Origin of the sequence: Neiella litorisoli (genome assembly GCF_014773395.1) — a bacterium.
In the GTDB taxonomy this organism is placed as follows: Bacteria; Pseudomonadota; Gammaproteobacteria; order Enterobacterales; family Neiellaceae; genus Neiella; species Neiella litorisoli.
The window spans coordinates 19,233-40,668 of record NZ_JACXAF010000007.1; the positions used below are offsets into that span (position 1 = coordinate 19,233).

The following is a 21,436-nucleotide window of genomic DNA, read 5'->3' on the forward strand; positions in this document are numbered from 1 at the left end:
TTAGAGCAAGCAACAGGCCGAAAACTGATGCGAAACAAAATGATCTCATAAGATTTAAGACGTCAGCAGATGGGGCTAATGTTTGATGACTCCATGCTAGGAAGATGTGAGCAGAAAAACAAGAGGGAGCCGAAGCTCCCTCTATCATTTCAGTCGATTCTCATGAAGGTAATCACACCCTTAAGAGAAGATCCCCTTGAGCATGTAGAAGAAGATAATCGACAGAATCGCACCGGCAGGTAGAGTGACAACCCAAGAGACTACGATGTTACGGACAACGGTGAGGTTCAGCGCCGCGATACCACGCGCCATACCCACACCCAATACCGCACCAACCAGGGTCTGAGTGGTTGAGATTGGCAGGCCGGTGCCTGAGGCGATGACGACGGTTGACGCTGCCGCTAGCTCAGCCGCAAAACCACGGCTTGGCGTTAGGTGAGTGATGCCTTTACCAATGGTGGCGATCACGCGGTGACCGAAAATTGCCAAACCGGCGACAATACCAACTGCACCTAATGGCAGGATCCACCAAGCCAATGCGGCTTTTTTGGCAATTTCCCCATCGTGTTGAACAATGCTGACAACCGCAGCCAACGGACCAATGGCGTTGGCTACATCGTTAGAGCCGTGCGCAAAGGCCATACAACAAGCGGTCAGTACCATCAACACAGCAAAGATCCGCTCAAGGTTGGCAAACATGGTTCGGCGGTCGGCCTTTTCATCCAGCTTCAATCGGCCAATGAGTACCGCACCAATAACGCCAATCATGACCGCAATGGCGATGGCTAGGGTGTAGGCTTCGAGGTTGGTGAAGTCCATACCCACATGCTTGAGGCCCTTTTTGATGGTCACCAAAGACATCACGAAACCAGCAAAAGCCATGTACATCGGGACAAAACGCTTGGCCTGACGAATTGGGTTTTCGGTGTCAAAAATGAGTTTTTGGGCGGACTGGAAAATCAGATAGGCAAGGAAACCGGAGATTGCCGGGGTAACAATCCAGCTACCAACAATGCCACCGACTTTACCCCAGCTTACCGAATCGATACCAACGCCAACGGCAGAGAAGCCAACGATAGCACCAACAATCGAGTGGGTGGTTGATACTGGCCAGCCGAGGTAGCTCGCCACTAACAACCATAAACCGGCGGCCATCAGGGCGCCAATCATACCGAACACCAATAATTCAGGAACATCGGTGTAGTAACCGGCATCAATAATGCCTTTACGAATCGTGCTGGTCACCTCACCACCGGCAAGGTAAGCACCAGCAAATTCAAAAATCATCGCCACAATAATGGCTTGTTTAATGGTTAGTGCTTTAGAACCAACCGAGGTACCCATGGCGTTTGCAACGTCATTGGCACCAATACCCCAGGCCATAAAAAAGCCTACGATGGCCGCAATTGCAATCAGCATTGGGCCGTGTTGAACGAGTACGTCAACCATTACAAATCCTCAGAGAGAGATAGTTACGAGCGCGACAGCATCTGTTCCAGACGGATACCAGCTGAATCGGCGCGGTTAGCAATTGACCCAATTTGTTCCATCATTTTGTACAGGAACATGACATCAATTGGGTTCATTTCCGGCTCCAACTTCAGTAGCTGAGCGCGCAGTAAGATCTGCATGTGGTCGGTATCATCTTCAATCACATCCAGTTCGCGAACCATGTTCTCGACTAAGTCGGCTTCTCGGCCTGCGAAGCCGGTTTCCAACAATTCATCCAACTCATTGACCGCTTTTTTGGCCTGAGAGACGGCATCAATACAGCGCTTCACATAAGCCATGAAGTCTTTTTGCATCGATGCTGGAATTTCCAAGCTGCGGCCAGTAACCGGGCCAGAAACATCTTTGGCGAGGTTGGCCATTCGGTCTTGCTGACCAACGAGTTCGAGCATGTCGGTACGCTCTACTGGCATGAATAAACCAGCAGGTAATTTTGCTCGTGCCTGAGCTTTGAGGCTATCCGCTTCTTTCTCTGCTAGCGAAATGTTTCGGTGCAACTCAGCAACAAGTGCCCAATCTTTTTCGATAACAGCTTCAAAAAATGGGATTAAACCTTCGCAGCACTGGTGAACTTTATTAATATGCTCAACCAGAGGTTTAATCGGCGACTGGGCAAATACACCCATAATGTTCGTTAATGGCATGTTTTATCCTTATCCGTGCAAATGCACGGTTACTGATCGGCGCGCATGTTAACCGAAACGATTCGCTGTTGGTACACCCGAAATTAAGAATAGGCAGAATTTGTTCGATCGATCTGTTTTAAAACAAATCGGCGTCTGATGAAACGACATGGATACAGAGATTGAGTTAAAGCTGTTGGTTGACCCCAACGACTTGGAAACACTCAGTAATTGGATGCAACAGCGTCCGCAGGTCATCAAAAGCTATCAACGGCAACTGAGTAATATTTATTTCGATACAGCCGACCGGCAACTACGGCAACTCGACTGTGGTTTGCGAGTTCGTACGGTTGACGACCGCTCGGAGCAAACGATCAAAACCGCAGGTAAGGTCATCGGAGGCCTCCATGCGCGCCCCGAATACAATGTGCCGATTGATGGCCGGCGGCCGGATTTGTTTTTGTTCGACCGCGATATCTGGCCTGAAAACACCGACGTTGCCGCTCTGCAAGAATCCCTCCTGTCGCAATTCACCACCAATTTTACCCGCCAAACTTGGCTGCTTAGTTACAGCGACGATGCCATTGTTGAGGTGGTCATTGATCACGGTGAGATCAGTAGCGGCGAGCGCAGCGTGCCGATCTGTGAAATGGAAATGGAGCTGGTCAAAGGCCCACCATCACTGTTGTTCAAATTGGCGCACAAAGTTTGCAAGAAATTTGATGTTCGCCCAGGCCAAGCCAGTAAAGCGGCGCGCGGTTATCGTCTATTAGAAGGTGCGCCAGAGCCGGAGCCGATGGCGCTGCCACTGTTGAACCTTGATGCGGCGCTGTCAATTGAAGAAGCCATGACCGAACTGACGTCGGCGGCATTGCGGCAACTGCAAAGCAATCAGGACGTGTTTTTTAGCAATGACAGTATTGCCGCGCTGCAAGAAGTGCGACACGGCTTGCTGTGGATTTTGCAAATTCGTCATTACTTCAATGAGGTGCTGGACGAAGCTTCATTAAACCTGCTGGCCAATGCCAAAATTTGGCTGGTCAAGTTGCAATGGGTGGCTGATGCTTTGTATCGCGAGCAGTTGCTTGAGCAAAAAGATCAATACATGAAGCGTCTGGAAGATAAGAGAAAAGTCCGCAAGACGTTGAAAGAATGTGATAACAGCACCAACTTAAAATTGGCCTCGGCTTTATTATCAAGTCGCGATTACAGCCAGTGGTTACTGCAATTAAGCGAGTGGCTGACCTGTCAGTATTGGCGCCTAGAAGGTTGTGCTCAGCCGCAATTGGACGAGCCGGTGGCGCAATTAGCACGTAATGTACTCGATCATTCCAAGCAATACGTTGCCGAGCGTTTTCCCGCTAATCGAGCGCTCAGCGCCGATGAGTGTGCCAAAGGTTGTGAGCGCTTAGAGCGGGCGTTACTCAGTGGTAATTGCTTCCGCAAGATGTTTGACCCAGAGGCAACATCAGCCTATCGCGGACCATGGCACGACATGTTACGCGGTTGTCAGGAGCTAGCCTTGTTGGCGTTTCTGCAGCGGGTTGTTAATGGCATTGAATTAAAAGACGAAGAAGCATTTGAGCGTTGGTTACAGCGCAAACGAGAATCTTGGTTAGAACTGGTCGAGCAAAGCAAACACGCGGCCTTGGCGATGGAGCCTTATTGGCGTTGAGGTAAATGCAGCGACGCTGCGCCAGTTCAATCAAACAACACAAGGAATATCCATGACGATTCAACCCGTCGCATGGCCAGCCTTGCCGCTTGACCTGCAACAGTATGGTCAGCGGCAATGGCAAAAACTAACTGATCGCCACGATGTGGCTAACCTCCTCCCTTTCCAAGCCCAACTGAGTCATGCTTTTGCCTTATCGGATTTTCTGTTCGATGTGGTGATGCAAGCGCCGCAAGCGGTGGCAACTTGGCTCCAATCCGGTTCGCTCGACACGGCGCTGAGTAAGCCATTGATTGCTGAGCAAGTCAGCCAGCACATCGCCGGCTCCGATAGCGAGCCGGTGCTGATGACGCGATTGCGTCAGGCCCGTCGTCAACTGCAGTTTCACATCATCTGGCGCGACTTACTTGGTTTGGCTGATATAGATGAAGTGCTAGAGGCCACCTCAGCGCTAGCCGATGAAATTATTATTCAGGCCAACGACTGGCTTTATCACGATTTAGCGCAGCGCTGGGGCACGCCAAGCAACAGCGCCGGTCAAGCGCAACCCTTGCTGATCATTGGCATGGGTAAGCTGGGTGGTGAAGAACTGAATGTGTCGTCAGATGTCGATTTAATCTTTACCTATCCTGAGCCAGGCTCCACCCAGGGCGCCCGCCGCGAACGCGACAATCAAGAGTTCTTTATTCGGCTGGGCCAACGCTTAATCCATGTGTTGAATCAAACCACCGCCGATGGCTCGGTGTTTCGAGTGGACATGCGGTTGCGCCCGTTTGGCGACAGTGGCCCGCTGGTGATGCCGTTTTCCGCGCTGGAAGATTATTACCAACACCATGGCCGCGAGTGGGAACGCTACGCCATGGTCAAAGCGCGGGTGCTGGGTGACAACAGCGACTACGCGACCGAGCTGCGACAATTGCTGACGCCGTTTGTCTATCGTCGTTATATTGATTTTTCTGCCTTTCAGTCACTGCGCAAGATGAAGTTGCTGATTGAGCAAGAGGTCCGCCGCCGGCAACTCAAAGCGAACGTCAAGTTAGGCGCCGGAGGTATTCGTGAAGTTGAGTTCGTGGCGCAAGCGGTGCAACTGATGCGCGGTGGCCGCGAACGAGCCTTACGTGGCCGCAATTTACTGCAAACGTTAGCCGTCATTGAGCAGTTAAATGCGCTACCAGATACCGATATGAAGGCACTAGCCAATGGCTATCGTTACCTGCGTAAGCTCGAGCATGCGTTGCAAGGTGTGCGCGATGCGCAGACTCAAACCTTGCCGGACGAATCATTCGAGCAAAGCCGTATTGCCGCCATTATGGGCTGTGATCACTGGCAACAATTACTCGATGATCTTGACCAACAACGAGAACTGGTCCATCAGAGCTTTACCATGGTGATTGGTGAGCAGCCCGGTGATGAAGAGCCAGAGCAAGAAGTGCTACAAGCGTTGCCGTTGTGGCCAGACGTCTGGCAGCAAGAGTTGGTTGAAGGGACGTGCCGAGAACTCGGTATTGCCGATGCTGATCGTTTTGTTATTGACTTGCAGACCTTTTATGACAAGAGCAAAAAGCGCCAGTTAGGGCCGCGTGGGCGGGACGCGCTAGAGCGGGTGATGCCCATGGTACTGGCCGCTGTCTGTCAGACCGAGCAACCGGCGCAAACCTTGCCCTCAGTACTTGGTGTGATTGAGCCGGTGCTGACTAGAACCACTTACCTTGAATTACTGTTGGAAAACCCCAAAGCGCTGAACCAATTGGTCAGTCTGTGTCAGGCCAGCAGCTGGATTGCCAATCAGTTAGCGTATCACCCGATGTTGCTTGATGAGTTGTTGGAGCCTGCTCAGCTATACCAACCAACGGCACTAGAAGCTTACGAAGATGAGCTTCGCCAATACATGTTACGGGTCGATGAAGATGATCTCGAGCAGCAAATGGAAGCGCTGCGCCACTTTAAGCAGGCCCACCAACTTCGTATTGCCGCCGCTGATGTTGCCGGTCAGTTAGCGATCACCAAAGTTAGTGACCATTTGACTCGCCTTGCGGAAGTGTTGCTCGACTATTGTGTCCATGCCGCTTGGCAGCAGCTATCGGTGCGCCACGGCACTCCCGAGGGCATGACCAGTGCCAACCAATGTGTGGCGGTGCTTGGTTACGGCAAACTCGGTGGCTTGGAGCTGGGCTACAATTCTGACTTGGATATCGTGTTTTTCCATATGGTCAACCCTGGCGTGACAACCGGCGACAAACCGATTGATACCACTCAGTTTTTGGTCAAGTTGGTGCAGCGATTCAGTCACTTGATGACGACGCGGACGCACTCCGGTGAGTTGTATGAAATTGACTTACGATTGCGACCATCTGGCGCATCTGGGCTATTGATCACTCACCTTGATTCGCTGGCTCAATATCAGAAAGAGGAAGCTTGGGTGTGGGAGCATCAAGCGCTGGTCAGAGCCAGAGCGGTATTTGGTTCGGAGCCGTTGCTTGAGGCCTTTGCTAGCTTGCGACGAGAAATTGTTTGCTTGCCGCGCAATATGGCCGAACTGGCGCTCGAAGTGGTCAAAATGCGGCACAAAATGCGTGACCATTTAGGCTCCAAGGATGAGCAGTTGTTCGATCTGAAACAAGATCCCGGCGGCATTGCCGATATCGAATTTATCGCCCAATATCTAGTGTTAGGGTTCGGTCAGGCGCTGCCGAGCATGGCCGATTGGTCAGATAATTTGCGTATTTTTGAGACCGCGGCTGAGCAGCAGTTGTTGACCGAGCAGCAAGCCACAGCGCTAGTCGATGCATACTGTTTGTACCGAAACAAAGGTCATCACCTAGCGTTACAGCGTCAGAAAGCTAAGGTTTCTGTGACGGAGTTTACCGATGAAAGGCAACAGGTTATTGCGATTTGGCAGCATTTGTTTGCTGATACTGAGCGCCAGCTTCAGCAATCTAGCGCGAGCTGAATGCGAGCAAGTCCTCAATGCTGACAAGGCCGGTTATCAGGTGTCACTGAGTGTAACCGGCGATTGTCGCAAAGGGATGTTTGTCCTTACCATCGACACGCCTGATGGCATTCAGCAAACTTTGTACGAAGCATATGACCAACCTTTTACGGCAATCTGGCTCGACAAACTGGTGGGCAACCCGCAGCCTGATATTGTGTTGCTGCAGCAGGTCGATCAGCGCTTTGCCGGTTTGATCCTGTACTCGTGGCAAAATAATCACTATCAAAAACAGAGCATTAATCCGCCTGCCGAAAGTTTAATGGTGGGTTATGCCGAGCAGGACAAAGTGTATGTCCGTTGGGGCGCGTTGGTACGGCAAATTAAGCTGACCGATCCAGAAGGGCCGGGTTGGCGCCGGTTAAGTTATGATTTCAACAAAGCCAGTTGGATCGAGTCGAATTAGAGCAAGTGCCCAGAAACGCCGCAGCTAGCGGCGTTTTTTGTACCTTGATGGCAATGACTTGTCGGGGCGGGTTTTAAAGCGCCGGTGAACCCACAGATATTGCTCTGGGTATCGCCTGACATTGGCTTCAATGATGGCGTTGACGCGGCTGGTATCGGCATGTTCATCGCCACTTGGAAAGTCTTCAACTGGTGGCTGAACTTCCAGCACATAGCCTGAACCATCGGTTTTGCGATATTGAAAAAAGGGCACCAGAGCGGCTTTTCCCAGCGATACCATTGAGCCGGTCGCTGGTGTTGTTGCGGCATCAGGAATGCCGAAGTAAGGCACAAAAATGGAGCGGCGGGGGCCTAAATCCTGGTCCGGTGCATACCACACGGCATGCCCCTTCTTCAGCGCTTTAAAAGCACTGCGAATATTATTGCGATTGAGCATCAGCGCGCCGGTTTGACTGCGGCCTCGATACTGAAAGTACTCCATCACGGCGTTTTTGTTGGGCCGATAAATGCCGCCCGCGGGGTAATCGATGGCAAAACGCCGGCAGCCAATCTCTAAGCTCATCATGTGGCAGGCGAGCAAGACAATGCCTTGTCCCTGTTGTTGAATGCTCTCGAAATGCTCAACACCCCGTAATTCGGTGATTTTTCGTAGGCGTTGTTCCGGCCAGAACCAGGCAATGCCGGTTTCCATCAAGGCGGCGCCAGCTTCCTTGAGGTTCTGTTTAAGCATTGCTTGGCGTTGCTGCTCGGTTAACTCAGGAAAGCACAATTTGATATTGGTTGCGGCAATATGGCGGCGGCGCGGCATTAGCCAGCCAGCGATTGTCCCTAGACCATGGCCAATCGCAATGATCCAGCGAAATGGCAATTGCACCAGTAGCCACAGCAGGCCATAGCCCAACCACACCGGCCAATATTTGGGGTGCAACATAAACCATTGGAAATCGCCGGGGGTCTTTTCTGTCATGAGTTCATCAAGCGACTGCAAAAAACGAATCGCGTATTCTAACGAAGCTGGTACTGTGATGAAAGTTACTATAGAACAACAGCTCACAGATGGACCATGTGTTAGACTGTGCGCCACTTAAATTCAGACCCACCTTTTCGATCGGATTCGCTATGAAATTGACCTTACCCGACTATTCAACTGCCAAAGTTGCCGTTGCCGGTGACTTGATGCTAGACCGCTATTGGCAAGGCCCGACTGGCCGAATTAGTCCGGAAGCGCCGGTGCCTGTGGTGAAAGTCGAGCAGTTTGATGACAGACCGGGTGGTGCAGCGAATGTGGCGCTGAACTTGGCGGCGTTAAAAGTAGATACCCGACTGCTGGGGATGACAGGTAAAGATGAAGCCGCCGAGGTGCTGCAACAAGCGCTCGGTGGTGTTGGCGTGAAAACCGATTTTCAACAGGTCGATGGCTTGCCGACAATCACCAAATTACGAGTCATTAGCCGTCACCAGCAGCTGATCCGGTTGGATTTTGAAGATAGTTTTGCAGACATTGATGCCGCGCCGATGACCGCAGCTTTTGAACAAGCGCTACTTGATGCCAAGGTGGTGGTGCTATCGGACTACGCGAAAGGCGCGTTAAGCCAGGTGGCTGAGCTCATTCAAATGGCTCGCAAGGCGGATCGCATTGTGTTGGTCGATCCAAAAGGAACGGACTTTGAAAAATACCGAGGGGCAACTTTGTTAACCCCGAATCTCGGTGAATTTGAAGCGGTTGTCGGCCCTTGTCAGTCAGAGGCCGACTTGGTCGCTAAAGCGCACAAATTGCGACATGAGCTGGAGCTAGATGCGCTGCTGGTCACTCGTGGTGAGCATGGTATGACGCTTATCTCTGGTGATGGTGACGAATTGCATTTGCCGGCCATGGTTAAAGAAGTATTCGATGTGACTGGTGCTGGCGATACCGTGATTTCGGTATTAGCCGCCTCACTTGCCGCTGGTACGCCGATTGCGGAATCGTGTGCACTGGCCAATATCGCCGCCGGTATTGTGGTGGCCAAATTGGGTACATCGACCGTGTCGCAAATGGAGCTGGCGCAAGCCATTGCTGATGGCACGGAATCTGGTTTTGGCGTGGTGACTGAGCAGCAGCTTGGTTTTGCTGTGGCCCAAGCCAAAGCGCGCGGTGAGCGAATCGTCATGACCAATGGTTGTTTCGATATTCTTCATGCTGGTCACGTGTCGTACTTACAAGCCGCCAGAGCCCTAGGTGACCGGCTGATTGTGGCGGTGAATGATGATGCTTCGGTCACCCGACTCAAAGGTCAAGGCCGTCCTGTCAACCCGGTTGATCGCCGGATGGCGGTGTTAGCAGCGTTGGGTGACGTTGATTGGGTAGTGCCGTTTAGTGAGGATACGCCGGCTCGAGTGATCGGCGAAACCTTGCCTGATTTGCTGGTCAAAGGCGGTGATTATAAGCCTGATGAAATAGCCGGAGCAGAAGCGGTCTGGGCCAACGGTGGTGAGGTGCAAGTGCTGCACTTTGAAGATGGCTGCTCAACGACAAAGATTATCGAGCAAATCAAGCAGCAGTAATATATTGAATTAGAAAGTAAAAAGGAGCGCGAAGCGCTCCTTTTTTGATCTCCCAATGGGCGAAATGACCCTAGCTGGTTGGGCGAGTCAGGCCATTGTTAATCAGAATGATGTCTTGCTCGGATAAGTTACCGGCAGCAAACTTCAATTGCACCACGCTGAGGATGTAGTTGTAACGAGCATCAGACAGACGGCTCTTGGCATCGAACAGGTTCCGCGTTGAGTCTAAAACGTCAACGATGGTACGAGTACCGACTTCAAAACCTGCTTCGGTTGCTTGCAATGAGCTTTCCCGAGAAATGACCGTTTGCTCGAATGCGCGAACAGCACTGATCGACGCTTTAACGTTGTTATAAGCGTTAATCACGCCACGCATCACGGCGCGGTAGGTTTCATTCAATACCTGACTTGCTTCAACGTAGTTGGCGCGGGCCACGCGGGTTTGCGCGGTCGTACCGCCACCAGAGTAGATTGGCAGGTTCATTTGCACGCCGATGACATTGTCGGTGTAAGACGATTTACCAATGGCATCTAAGTCATAGTCGTTGTCGGCTGCGTTCAACTGCGCAAACAACGAGAATGTTGGCCAGTGGCCTGATTGCGCCAGCTCAATGTCCTGCATGGCAATATCAACGCCCAACTGACTGATGATCAGGTTGAGGTTTTTGTCATTGGCCATTTTCTGCCAATCACTTGATTGTTTTGGATCCGGTTGCACTGGGCTGAAGCGCTCGGTATTCAGTACGTTCAGATCTTTGTGGTACATGCCGGTGATTTCGCGCAAGCCCTCATAGCTGTTTTCTAGTTGATTCAGCGCCACAATTTCGTCGGCAACCGATTGGTCATATTCGGCCTGAGCTTCGTGAACATCGGTGATTGCGGTTAAACCAACGGCAAAGCGCTGTTTGGTTTGCTCTAACTGGCGGGCAATGGCTTTTTTGGTCGCTTGGACAAACTCAAGTTGGTCACGGGCGCTAAGTACATCAAAGTAAGCTTCACTGACGCGAACCATCAGATCCTGCAATGCTGCTTGGTAGTTGGTATTGGCTTGGCTGGCAACCTTCTCGGCGCGATCCAGGCCTACCCAATTGGAACGGTCATAAATGCTTTGATTAAGACTTAGGGTCGCTGTGCCGCGATCCAACTCTCTGGCATCACGGTTACTGCCAATGGTGCTGTAGTCAGCGGTAAGGTTAATTTGGGGCAGTAACGGTGCCCGGCTTACGCTAATTGCTTCCATCGCAGAGTCACGCTGGGCAATGGCTTGCTGTAATACGGCGTCTTTTTCCAGAGCTTTTTGATAAATCTGATGAAGATCATCAGCGAAGGACGGCGAGCTGCACACTGCGAGAGCAATTCCCATGCTCACGGCACGAAGTGTTTTTGTCATTGGTGTAATCCCATTCCTGAACTGTTGCAAGCAACTAGTGTATACGATAATGCCTGCGTATTATGAACTTATTAAGGCTGCTGCCAACGTTAAAAATGTAAAATTCTGTTGGTAGCATAGACGGTTACAAACGGTTAACAAGTGCTAGGAGTAGTTGATGAGCAAAAAAAATGAAATCTCACCGCCAGGGGCGGGCTTGACGGTCAACGATGTTGAAATCGTCGCTACTGAGGCTGCTTACCAAGGTTTTTTTCAGCTGAGTAAATATCAATTGCGTCATCGTTTGTTTGCCGGTGGTTGGACCCCAGTGATTGAACGCGAAATGCTTGAGCGCGGTCACGCTGCAGTACTTTTACCCTACGATCCTGTTTTGGATCAGGTGGTTATGGTTGAACAATTTCGACTCGGCGCGGTCGAAACCTCGGAATACCCTTGGTTACTCGAATTGGTAGCAGGGATCATCGAGGAAGGAGAGTCGGCCGAAGATGTTGCTCGTCGAGAGGCGGTTGAAGAAGCCGGCCTTGATGTTCAGCAGGTGGAGTTGATTTGCAGCTACCTGCCAAGCCCAGGTGGTTGTAGCGAACGAATTAGTCTGTTTATTGGTCAGGTTGATAGTAGTAACGCGGGTGGCTTGCATGGTTTAGCCACCGAGCACGAAGATATTCGGGTTCATGTGTATCGCACCGAAGACGCGCTAAAACTGCTTGAAACCGGAAAAATTGACAATGCTGCTAGTATTATCGGGTTACAATGGCTGGCAATGAATCATCAACGTATTCGACAACAATGGCTGCAAACCAAGCTCAGCGACAACTAAACAACAAGCGCTATGTTCCTAGTATTTCGGAGCTTCACGCTTGTTGTGCGCGTAATTATGCGAGCTTAACTCGGCTGATCAATGGACTCGCAGGCGAAGCCACCATGACCTTTAGTCAAGCCGGTGAGACCCTTGGGTTGGATATTGAAGATGAGGCGCCTTACACCACCACCATTCGGCTAACGCAGCGTCGACAAGGGATGCCAAAGTACTTGGCGCCGACTATGCAAGTGCGCTTATACCACGATGCGCGGATGGCAGAAGTGTTAAGTTGTCAGCAGATCTGCAGTGTTCGGGCAAGCTATGATTATCCGAATATACGCATGCATCAGCGCGATGAAAAAATGCAGCTTAATCAGTTTCTTGCCGAATGGATTGAATTTTGTTTAGACCACGGTGTCGGCTCAAATAACGAATTACATAAAAAATTGATAAATTGGTAATAAATTGAATAATCAGGAATTTCTGACATTAGCTGAGTCGGAAACTGGGACGCTAACTATTCTCCAAATCACAGATACTCATTTGTTTGGCGACCCAGATAAAGACTTACTTGGAGTGAATACGCGCGACAGTTTTCTTGCGGTGTTAGCCAGCATTAAGTCGGACAAGCAGCCGTTCGATTTGGTCGTTGTCACTGGTGATATTTCGCAAGACGATAGCCCAGCGTCTTATCAAGCATTTGCCGAAGAAATCGCTGTATTCGGTAAGCCTGTGGTTTGGTTGCCGGGCAATCATGACGATGGCTTAATCATGCCTGATCTGCTTGGCGCCGAGCCGTTGTCCTGCGCCGATCGCGTACTCACCGATCATTGGCAGCTATTAATGTTGAACTCTCAGGTGCGCGGTTTCACCTTTGGCGAATTGGCCCAATCGCAGCTGGAATTTGTAGCGCAGTCGTTAGCGGAACACCCCGATCATTTCACCTTAGTATTCGTCCATCACAACCCTGTGCCGATGGGGTGTCGCTGGCTTGATCAGCATCGGATGAAAAATGGTGAGTCGTTGTTATCAGCGCTCACGCAGGCTGACAATGCGCGCGGCGTGGTTTGGGGGCATGTTCATCAAGATTGGCAGCAGACTCGCGATCATTTGCATTTAATCGCAACGCCTTCAACTTGCATTCAATTCAAACCACGCTCCGAGCAATTTGCTTTGGACAAGCGACCGCCGGGTTATCGCTACCTCAGTTTGCATCGCGATGGTTCGCTGACAACGGAACTCAAACGTCTGGCATCCGATGCCTTTGTTCCTAATTTGCGCGCTCAAGGTTACTAATTGCAGCAAACTCTGTTTTATATTCATGGCTTTATGAGTTCTGAACAGTCTCATAAAGCCCAGTTAACAGGGCAGTATCTGAGCCAGCACCTGCCGCAGGTGCGTTACCTGACTCCCCGACTTGCCGATGAGCCAAACATCGCCATCGAGCAACTGGCTAAGCTGGTGGCGCAGGCCAAGCTTGAGTCGCAGGTGGCACTCATCGGATCATCGTTAGGCGGCTTTTATGGCCATCATTTGAGCGAGCGCTTCGGTGTTCGAGCGGTATTGATTAATCCGGCGGTAGCGCCCTACGTTTTGCTGCAGGATTACCTAGGGCCGCAAACCAATCCGTATACCGGCAACGCCATCACCATCACCCTGCAGCACATGGCGCAATTGCGCGCCATTGAACACCCAGTCAACAACGCGCAGCTGCTGCAAGTTTGGTTGGAGACTGGTGATGAAGTGCTTGATTATCGGCAGGCTGAGCAGTATTTCCACAATTGTGATTGTCGGATCCGCAGTGGCGGCGATCACAGTTACCAGCATTTTGCTGAAGATTTGCCCAACATGTTGAAATTTCTGTTGGCCTAGCTCAAGTACTCCGGCCATAGACAGTCTGCGCAGTTGACATCTATTCGCCCTTTTTGAACTATTAGGCAACCTAAAATTAACGACCCGTCTTATGTCAGAGCAATATACATCCGATGCCATTGAGGTGCTCAGCGGTTTAGATCCGGTGAAGCGCCGTCCTGGTATGTATACCGAAACCACCCGACCGAACCACCTCGGCCAGGAAGTGATCGACAACAGTGTCGATGAAGCCCTTGCTGGCCATGCCAGTAAAGTCGAAGTAATTCTGCACGAAGACCAATCGCTGGAAGTGATTGACGACGGGCGCGGCATGCCGGTCGACATTCACCCCGAACATGGTGTGTCGGGCATTGAATTGATTCTCAGCAAGCTCCACGCCGGCGGTAAGTTCTCCAATAAAAACTACCAATTTTCAGGTGGTTTGCACGGGGTGGGGATCTCGGTCGTCAATGCCCTGACCAAGCGCCTAGAAGTAGTCGTCAAGCGTGATGGTCAGGTGCACGAAATCGTCTTTGAAAATGGCGAAAAAGTGCAAGAGCTGACGGTCACCGGCACCGTTGGTAAACGTAATACCGGTACTCGGGTGCGGTTCTGGCCGGATGCCAGCTATTTTGATTCAGCCAATTTCTCTGACTCTCGGTTGCGCCACTTGCTCAAAGCCAAGGCCGTTTTGTGCCCCGGCTTGCAGGTCAAATACCACAACAAGAGCAAGAATGAGAAGCATGAGTGGTGTTATCAAGATGGCCTGAAGGACTATCTGGTCGACTCCGTTAAAGAATTTGAAATGCTGCCGGAAACACCGTTCACCGGTAGTCTGGCGGCTAACAACGAAGCCGTTGACTGGGCTGTGGTTTGGCTTCCTGAAGGTGGTGATGGCCCGCAGGAAAGCTACGTCAACCTGATTCCTACTGCCCAAGGTGGTACTCACGTTAATGGTTTCCGTAACGGTTTGCTTGAAGCGATGCGCGAATTTTGTGAATTCCGCAATATTCTGCCGCGCGGAGTAAAACTGACGCCGGATGACATTTGGCTGCGCTGCAGTTACATCCTGTCGGTGAAAATGCAAGATCCACAATTTGCCGGCCAGACCAAAGAGCGTTTATCGTCGCGCCAGTCGGCTGCATTTGTTTCTGGCGTGGTGAAAGATGCCTTTAGCTTGTGGCTCAATGAGCATGTCGATTTTGCTGAAGCGCTGGCCGAAATGTGCATTTCTAATGCGCAAAAGCGGATGCGCTCGCGGGCCAAAGTGGTTCGCAAGAAAGTGACTTCAGGGCCGGCATTGCCCGGCAAACTGACCGATTGTTCCAGCGATGATCCGATGCGTGGCGAACTATTTTTGGTGGAAGGTGACTCGGCAGGCGGCTCAGCTAAACAGGCGCGCGATCGCGACTTTCAGGCGATCATGCCGCTGCGCGGTAAGATCCTCAACACTTGGGAAGTTGAATCAGAACAAATTCTTGCTTCTCAAGAAGTACATGACATTGCCATTGCTCTGGGGATTGATCCCAACTCCGCTGACTTAAGTGGCCTGCGCTACGGAAAGATCTGTATCCTCGCCGATGCCGACTCCGATGGGTTACACATTGCCACCTTGCTATGTGCGTTGTTCATGCGCCATTTCCGCACGCTAGTGCAGGAAGGTCATGTTTATGTCGCGATGCCGCCGCTTTATCGCATCGACATTGGCAAAGACGTTTACTACGCCTTGGACGAAGCTGAGCGTGAGGGAATCCTCGATCGGATTGCTGCCGAAAAGAAGAAAGGCAAAGTAAACGTCCAACGATTCAAAGGCTTGGGTGAGATGAATCCACTGCAGTTGCGTGAAACCACAATGGATCCAAACACTCGCCGCCTCGTCCAGCTAACCATTGATGAGCTGCAACATACCGAAGAGCTGATGGATATGCTGTTGGCCAAGAAGCGCTCCGGCGATCGTAAAGAATGGCTGGAAACCAAAGGCAACTTGGCCAGTATCGACTAACAGAATAACAACACGCTAACGACAGAATGACTATGACTGATGACGCAGCTGACTTAAGTCTGGAAGGAATCGAACGACTTCCACTGCATAGCTTCACCGAGCAAGCGTACTTGAATTATTCAATGTACGTGATTATGGATCGGGCCCTGCCGCACATCGGTGATGGCTTGAAGCCGGTCCAGCGACGCATTGTCTACGCCATGTCAGAACTTGGCTTATCGGCAGTAGCAAAATACAAAAAATCGGCTCGTACTGTCGGTGACGTGTTGGGTAAATACCACCCCCACGGTGACAGTGCCTGTTATGAAGCCATGGTATTGATGGCTCAGCCGTTTTCCTATCGTTACCCGCTGGTTGATGGCCAAGGTAACTGGGGCGCGCCGGATGATCCGAAATCATTCGCCGCCATGCGTTACACCGAATCTAAGCTGACCCGCTTTAGTGAAGTCCTATTGAGCGAGTTAGGGCAGGGCACTGTTGATTGGATCCCTAATTTCGATGGCACTATGAAAGAGCCATCGGTATTGCCCGCGCGCTTACCGCATATTTTGCTCAATGGTGTCACCGGTATCGCAGTTGGTATGGCCACCGACATTCCGCCGCATAATGTCCGCGAATTGGTCTCTGCCTGTATTCATTTGCTCGATAACCCCAAGTCCACCGTCGAAGAATTGATGGACTTTGTGCAGGGGCCGGATTATCCGACTGAAGCGGAAATCATCACCCCGAAAAAAGATTTGCTGGCCATGTACGAAAAAGGCCGCGGCAGCATTCGGATGCGTGCGGTGTGGAAGCGCGAAGATGGTGATATTGTCATTTCGGCGTTACCTCACCAAGCCTCGGGTGCCAAAATCTTAGAGCAGATCGCCGGTCAAATGCAGGCCAAGAAGCTCAGCATGGTGGCTGATCTGCGTGACGAATCGGACCATGAAAACCCCACGCGTTTGGTGATTGTTCCGAGATCAAATCGGGTCGATTGTGAGCAATTAATGCAGCACTTGTTCGCTTCTACCGATCTGGAGAAAACCTACCGAGTCAATGTCAACATGCTGGGCTTGGATGGCCGGCCACAGGTCAAAGCGCTGAACAAGCTGCTTAACGAGTGGTTGGTGTACCGCAAAGACACCATTGTTCGACGTCTGCAATATCGCCTCGACAAAGTGCTCGATCGATTGCATGTGCTTGAAGGCTTGTTGGTGGCGTTCCTCAATATTGATGAAGTTATTCACATCATCCGCACCGAGGATGATCCGAAATCAGCCTTGATTGCTCGTTTTGGTATTTCTGAGCGGCAGGCAGAAGCGATTCTGGAATTGAAGTTGCGCCACTTGGCGAAACTTGAAGAAATGAAGATCCGCGGCGAGCAGTCAGAGCTGGATGCTGAGCGGCTGAAATTGGAGCAGTTGTTGTCGTCGGATCGTCGTTTAAAGACGCTGATGAAAAAAGAACTGCAAGCCGACTCGGAAAAATATGGCGACGATCGCCGCAGTCCGATTGTCGAGCGTAGTGAAGCCAAAGCGCTGACCGAGAAAGATCTACTGCCATCCGAAGCAATTACTGTGGTGTTGTCAGAAAAGGGCTGGGCGCGAGCGGCCAAGGGCCACCATATTGATGCCGAAAACCTGAGCTACAAAGCGGGCGACCAATATCAAGACAGCGCCGAAGGGCGTAGCAATCAGCCGGTGGTATTTATGGACTCCTCTGGCCGCACGTTCTCGACCGATGCCCACACCTTGCCGTCAGCGCGCTCCCAAGGTGAGCCAATGACCGGCCGTTTTAGTCTGGTTGCCGGCGAAAACCTTGAATATGTGTTGATGAGCAGCGATGAGCAGAAGTACCTGATTAGCTCGGACGCTGGCTATGGCTTTGTCTGTAAGTTTGATGCCATGCTCAGTCGCCAGAAGGCTGGTAAAGCGCTGCTCAACAAACCTGCTGGCGCGAAAGTGCTGGAGCCCAAACCGGTACCTGCAGACGATGCTTTAGTGGTCACCGTCACCACCGAAGGTCGAATGCTGGTATTCCCGATTGATCAACTGCCGGAGCTGGGTAAAGGCAAGGGCAACAAGATCATTCAGGTGCCACCCGCCCGAGTTCAAAGTCGCGAAGAATACGTCAAGCAAATCGCGTTAGTACCGCCGGGCCTGTCGGTGGTGTTAAAAGCAGGTAAGCGCAAACTAACTCTGAAACCCTCTGATTTAGAACATTATAAGGGCGACCGAGGACGCCGAGGGAATAAGTTACCGCGCGGCTTACAACGTGTTGAAGAAATTCTGATCGAGCAACCAGAGACGCCCGATGGCGTCGAGAGTGACGAGCCAAGTAGCGACGCATAATCACATCACATGCTTTGTTGTGACTGGCCGGAGTTTATACCCGCCAGTCGCTTGATGGCTTGCTGGCATGAGTTGCAATTAAATAACCGACCCTAGCAATGGACTGCCCAATGAAAGCGGCTATACTGCCGCGAAAAAAGTGTGAAAGGCATTGCTCATGCTATATCCCATCCGAGTTGTATTAAGTGTTGGCTTTTTGCTGCTAATGGCAGTGCCTTTGCTCATCCTTTGTTTGCTTCGCCCGTTCCATAAAAATGCGGTGTATTGGGTTTCTCGGCCTTTTGGCTGGGTTGCACCCTTGCTTGGTTTCAAGGTTCAGGTCAGTGGCCATGAGCATGTTCGTGAGTTAGGCCCTTGCGTGTTGGTGTGTAATCACCAGAGCACCCTTGATCTGGTGATTTGTCCGGCGCCATTTCCACCAAATGCTGCCACCATTGGCAAAAAAAGCCTGATCTGGTTGCCGATCTTTGGCCTGTTTTATTGGCTTAGTGGCAATATTCTGATTGACAGAAAGCACTCCGGCAAAGCCAACGATACCTTGCGCCAAGCAGCCTCTGAAATCGAATCGAAGCAACGCAAAGTGTGGATGTTTCCAGAAGGCACGCGCAGTTATGGTCGCGGCTTATTGCCCTTTAAAACCGGCGCGTTTCGCCTCGCAATGCTTGCTAAAGTGCCACTGGTGCCGGTGTGCGTCGCTGACACCGCAAAACTGATTGACCTGAAACGTTGGCGCAATGGAGTGGTGCCAGTGCAAATTTTGCCGCCAATAAAACTACAGCCCAACGACGACGTTCGCCACGTGGCGGATCAACTTCATCAAACAATGGCTGCGACCATAGCCGAGCTCACCGAGCAGGCTCAGCAGCGCGCTAATCGCTAATTCCTGAGGAATCCCATGGACCAAGAACTCGAATCATTAAAACAGTTTAACCGCGAAATTCGCCAGGCATTGCTTGATGATGGCAGCGACCCTGACGGCTTGTATGTGCTGGAGCACCATTTCTCGGCAGATGACTTTAATTTGCTCGAAGCGGCCGCGGTGGCAGCGTTTAAAGCCGGCTATGAAGTCACTGATGCCGAGCAAGTCGAAGATGAAGAAGGCAATAATCTGTTCAGTTTTGATGTCGTGAATGAGCAACCTCTCGACTTGGCGGTGCTTGATGAAGAGTGCAAGACGATGCTCGAAAATGCCGAAAAGTGGGGTATTTATTACGATGGTTGGGGCACTTACTTTGTTGATCCAGATGGCACTGAAGAGCCCGAACAGGAATCTTAAACCAATGGTCTGAGTGGGGAATTGCCGTCATGGTTTTGCCATATTTAGCGGCTAATCTGGTGCCGGATGCCAGAAGGGCAAGCGCTTGACGGCAAATATTAGCTTTACCAGCGAGGGCTCGCTGGTCGCAATGAAAGAGATTCCCCGATGAGACTTTACGTAGGAAACCTGTCGTACAAATTTACTGACGCAGGGTTAAATGAAGCATTTGCACCATTTGGCGATGTCGCTTCTGCCAATGTTGTGATGGACCGTGAAACAAACCGCTCAAAAGGATTTGGCTTTGTTGATATGCCGGATGATGGCGCCGCGCAAGCCGCCATCGATGCATTGAATGGCCAGCCATTGGCGGGGCGCAACTTGGTCGTCAATAAAGCGCGGCCTCGCGCCGCTCGTTAATTTGCCTGCTAGGCAACTAAATGCTCGTTCAGTATGCCCAGCCGATCAATGATTGGGCATGCTTCTCCCTCCTTTTCTTTCATTTCATTGCGCTTTGGTTACAATGCAGCGATAACTCGGGCATCAGTTAACCGCTTCGCTGCCCCTTCAAGGAGCTCAAACCGCAATCCATGAACCGTTCGACGACCGTTCCTGCCATTAGCGTTTTTATCATTACGTTCAATGAAATTGATCACATTGAGCAGGCGATCCGCAGTGTTCAGCACTTGGATGAAGTGATTGTTGTTGATTCGGGCTCGACCGATGGCACGGTCGAAGCGGCGCAAGCGCTTGGTGCTACCGTGGTTCATCAAGACTGGCTTGGCTACGCCAAGCAAAAGCATTTTGCGATGCAGCTATGCCGCAATCAATGGTGTTTTAATCTCGATGGCGACGAAGTCGTTCCCGCTCAAGTACTTGATGAAATTGTGGCGCTGATTAAAACCGACCAATGTGACGCGATTCGGGTTCGTTTTGAAGATTATTTTATTGGTGGACCAATGCATCCGAGCTCTCATAAGCGCTCGATTGTTCGGGTGTATAAAAAAGACAAAATTGAATTTCCGCTGCATAAAGCCGTTCACGAAAATGTGTCGGTCAACGGCAAAGTGGCTCGAATAAAGGGCTGCATTAACCATTACGGTTATGACTCGGTCGCCAAATTAGTCGGTAAGCAAAACAAATATTCGAGCTTGCGAGCAGAAGAAAAATACGCTGCCGGCAAGCGCAGCCGCCTTGCCAAGCTGTGGCTGGTGATGCCGATTATTTTTTTGAAAAGTTATTTTCTACGACGCATGTTCTTGTCAGGAAGACGAGGCTTTATTCATGCCGTGGTAGAAGCTATGTATGCATTTCTTAAGGAAGCGAAATTGCTTGAATTAACCCGTGATGGCGAGTCAGAAAACGGACCCAAATCGCCTCGTGGCAAATGAGTTTAAAGACTCCTGATGTTGTTATCTCACAAGCACAATTTTTTGTTTGTTCATATCGCTAAAACTGGCGGCACTAGCGTGCGCACTGCGCTCTCCAAGTACCGGTGGGGGCATAAATACAGCTTACCGCAGTTTATTTGTAGCAAATTGAGTCAAATGACTGGGCACCATATTGGCTCTAAGTTCCCGCGCCACTCTAAAGTCATTGCGGCCAAGGAAATGCTACCGGGTGATTACTTCGATCAATTGTACAAGTTTGTTTTTGTCCGCAACCCTTGGGATCTGCAAGTTAGCTCTTTTCATCATATTAAGCGTGAGCGGCCAAAGGTGATGGCTGGCCGTGATGATTTTGAAACTTTCTTAAAATGGAAGTTTGACCCTGAACGCCCGTACCAGTACCACATAGATACTTCAATTGAGCTGCAAACCGACTACCTAGTTGATTTGCATGGTAATGTGATTGTCGATTTTATCGGCCACTATGAAAGCCTACAGCAGGATTTCAACAGCGTTTGTGACCAATTAAAGCTGCCGACTATCGAGCTGCCCCACAAGCGCAAAGCCACGGATCGTAAAACCTATCGCGATTACTACACCGACGAAACGGCCGAGCTGGTCGCCAAACACTTCCAACGCGATATTGATATTCTTGGTTATACCTTTGATTAAG

At 50.9% G+C, this 21,436-nt stretch carries 19 protein-coding genes; 15 read left to right on the forward strand and 4 right to left on the reverse strand.

Features of this window, described 5'->3' with window-relative positions:
- Positions 1-180: 180 nt before the first annotated feature.
- Positions 181-1,449 carry an inorganic phosphate transporter gene (locus IC617_RS06485; protein ID WP_191144177.1) on the reverse strand — a complete coding sequence of 423 codons (1,269 nt, stop codon included), beginning with the start codon at positions 1,447-1,449 and terminating at the stop codon, positions 181-183.
- A gap of 23 nt (positions 1,450-1,472) precedes the next feature.
- Positions 1,473-2,153 carry a TIGR00153 family protein gene (locus IC617_RS06490; RefSeq protein ID WP_191144178.1) on the reverse strand — a complete coding sequence of 227 codons (681 nt, stop codon included), beginning with the start codon at positions 2,151-2,153 and terminating at the stop codon, positions 1,473-1,475.
- Positions 2,154-2,301: 148 nt separating this feature from the next.
- On the opposite strand from IC617_RS06490, the gene IC617_RS06495 reads away from it, so the two are divergent.
- Genes IC617_RS06495 through IC617_RS06505 form a run of 3 tightly spaced genes read left to right on the forward strand, consistent with a single transcriptional unit; the run spans position 2,302 to position 7,202 of the window.
- Positions 2,302-3,807 carry a CYTH and CHAD domain-containing protein gene (locus IC617_RS06495; protein WP_191144179.1) on the forward strand — a complete coding sequence of 502 codons (1,506 nt, stop codon included), beginning with the start codon at positions 2,302-2,304 and terminating at the stop codon, positions 3,805-3,807.
- 52 nt (positions 3,808-3,859) lie between these two features.
- Positions 3,860-6,757, forward strand: a complete 2,898-nt coding sequence (gene glnE, locus IC617_RS06500) for a bifunctional [glutamate--ammonia ligase]-adenylyl-L-tyrosine phosphorylase/[glutamate--ammonia-ligase] adenylyltransferase (protein ID WP_191144180.1) — start codon at positions 3,860-3,862, stop codon at positions 6,755-6,757.
- Positions 6,714-7,202: a hypothetical protein gene (locus IC617_RS06505; RefSeq protein WP_191144181.1), complete on the forward strand. Its 489-nt coding sequence runs from the start codon at positions 6,714-6,716 to the stop codon at positions 7,200-7,202. The genes glnE and IC617_RS06505 overlap by 44 nt, the downstream gene beginning before the upstream one ends.
- A gap of 24 nt (positions 7,203-7,226) precedes the next feature.
- On the opposite strand, the gene lpxL is transcribed toward IC617_RS06505, so the two are convergent.
- Entirely contained in the window at positions 7,227-8,168 is a 942-nt protein-coding gene (gene lpxL, locus IC617_RS06510; RefSeq protein WP_191144182.1) for an LpxL/LpxP family Kdo(2)-lipid IV(A) lauroyl/palmitoleoyl acyltransferase, read from the reverse strand.
- 152 nt (positions 8,169-8,320) lie between these two features.
- Between lpxL and hldE the strand changes: the two genes are divergently transcribed.
- Entirely contained in the window at positions 8,321-9,745 is a 1,425-nt protein-coding gene (gene hldE / locus IC617_RS06515; RefSeq protein WP_191144183.1) for a bifunctional D-glycero-beta-D-manno-heptose-7-phosphate kinase/D-glycero-beta-D-manno-heptose 1-phosphate adenylyltransferase HldE, read from the forward strand.
- Between the two features lie 70 nt (positions 9,746-9,815).
- Here the strand turns inward: hldE and tolC are convergent, their stop codons facing one another.
- Positions 9,816-11,135: an outer membrane channel protein TolC gene (gene tolC, locus IC617_RS06520; protein ID WP_191144184.1), complete on the reverse strand. Its 1,320-nt coding sequence runs from the start codon at positions 11,133-11,135 to the stop codon at positions 9,816-9,818.
- A 157-nt stretch (positions 11,136-11,292) separates the two neighbouring features.
- Between tolC and nudF the strand changes: the two genes are divergently transcribed.
- The 11 genes from nudF to IC617_RS06575 all read left to right on the forward strand — a co-directional run bounded on the left by nudF (position 11,293) and on the right by IC617_RS06575 (position 21,435).
- The gene (gene nudF / locus IC617_RS06525; RefSeq protein ID WP_191144185.1) at positions 11,293-11,952 is read left to right on the forward strand and encodes an ADP-ribose diphosphatase; all 660 of its coding nucleotides are present in this window, start codon (positions 11,293-11,295) and stop codon (positions 11,950-11,952) included.
- Positions 11,922-12,395, forward strand: coding sequence for a DUF1249 domain-containing protein (locus IC617_RS06530; RefSeq protein ID WP_224745853.1), 474 nt, complete (start codon positions 11,922-11,924; stop codon positions 12,393-12,395). Before nudF ends, IC617_RS06530 begins: the two co-directional genes overlap by 31 nt.
- A gap of 4 nt (positions 12,396-12,399) precedes the next feature.
- On the forward strand, positions 12,400-13,230 hold the full coding sequence (gene cpdA / locus IC617_RS06535) for a 3',5'-cyclic-AMP phosphodiesterase (protein ID WP_191144187.1): 831 nt from the start codon (positions 12,400-12,402) through the stop codon (positions 13,228-13,230).
- Positions 13,231-13,806 carry a YqiA/YcfP family alpha/beta fold hydrolase gene (locus tag IC617_RS06540; RefSeq protein ID WP_191144188.1) on the forward strand — a complete coding sequence of 192 codons (576 nt, stop codon included), beginning with the start codon at positions 13,231-13,233 and terminating at the stop codon, positions 13,804-13,806. It abuts the gene before it with no gap.
- Between the two features lie 91 nt (positions 13,807-13,897).
- Positions 13,898-15,787, forward strand: coding sequence for a DNA topoisomerase IV subunit B (parE, locus tag IC617_RS06545; protein ID WP_191144189.1), 1,890 nt, complete (start codon positions 13,898-13,900; stop codon positions 15,785-15,787).
- Between the two features lie 32 nt (positions 15,788-15,819).
- Entirely contained in the window at positions 15,820-18,120 is a 2,301-nt protein-coding gene (gene parC, locus IC617_RS06550) for a DNA topoisomerase IV subunit A (RefSeq protein WP_191144190.1), read from the forward strand.
- A 157-nt stretch (positions 18,121-18,277) separates the two neighbouring features.
- Complete coding sequence (locus IC617_RS06555; RefSeq protein WP_224745854.1) at positions 18,278-19,000, forward strand: 1-acylglycerol-3-phosphate O-acyltransferase; 723 nt, start codon at positions 18,278-18,280, stop codon at positions 18,998-19,000.
- Positions 19,001-19,015: 15 nt separating this feature from the next.
- The gene (gene rraB / locus IC617_RS06560; protein ID WP_191144191.1) at positions 19,016-19,396 is read left to right on the forward strand and encodes a ribonuclease E inhibitor RraB; all 381 of its coding nucleotides are present in this window, start codon (positions 19,016-19,018) and stop codon (positions 19,394-19,396) included.
- A 147-nt stretch (positions 19,397-19,543) separates the two neighbouring features.
- Positions 19,544-19,795, forward strand: a complete 252-nt coding sequence (gene rbp, locus IC617_RS06565) for an RNA-binding regulator (RefSeq protein ID WP_191144192.1) — start codon at positions 19,544-19,546, stop codon at positions 19,793-19,795.
- A gap of 170 nt (positions 19,796-19,965) precedes the next feature.
- A complete protein-coding gene (locus IC617_RS06570; RefSeq protein WP_191144193.1) occupies positions 19,966-20,766 on the forward strand; it encodes a glycosyltransferase family 2 protein in 801 nt (266 codons plus the stop codon).
- Positions 20,767-20,781: 15 nt separating this feature from the next.
- A complete protein-coding gene (locus IC617_RS06575) occupies positions 20,782-21,435 on the forward strand; it encodes a sulfotransferase family 2 domain-containing protein (RefSeq protein ID WP_191144194.1) in 654 nt (217 codons plus the stop codon).
- The last annotated feature ends 1 nt before the right edge of the window (position 21,436 follow it).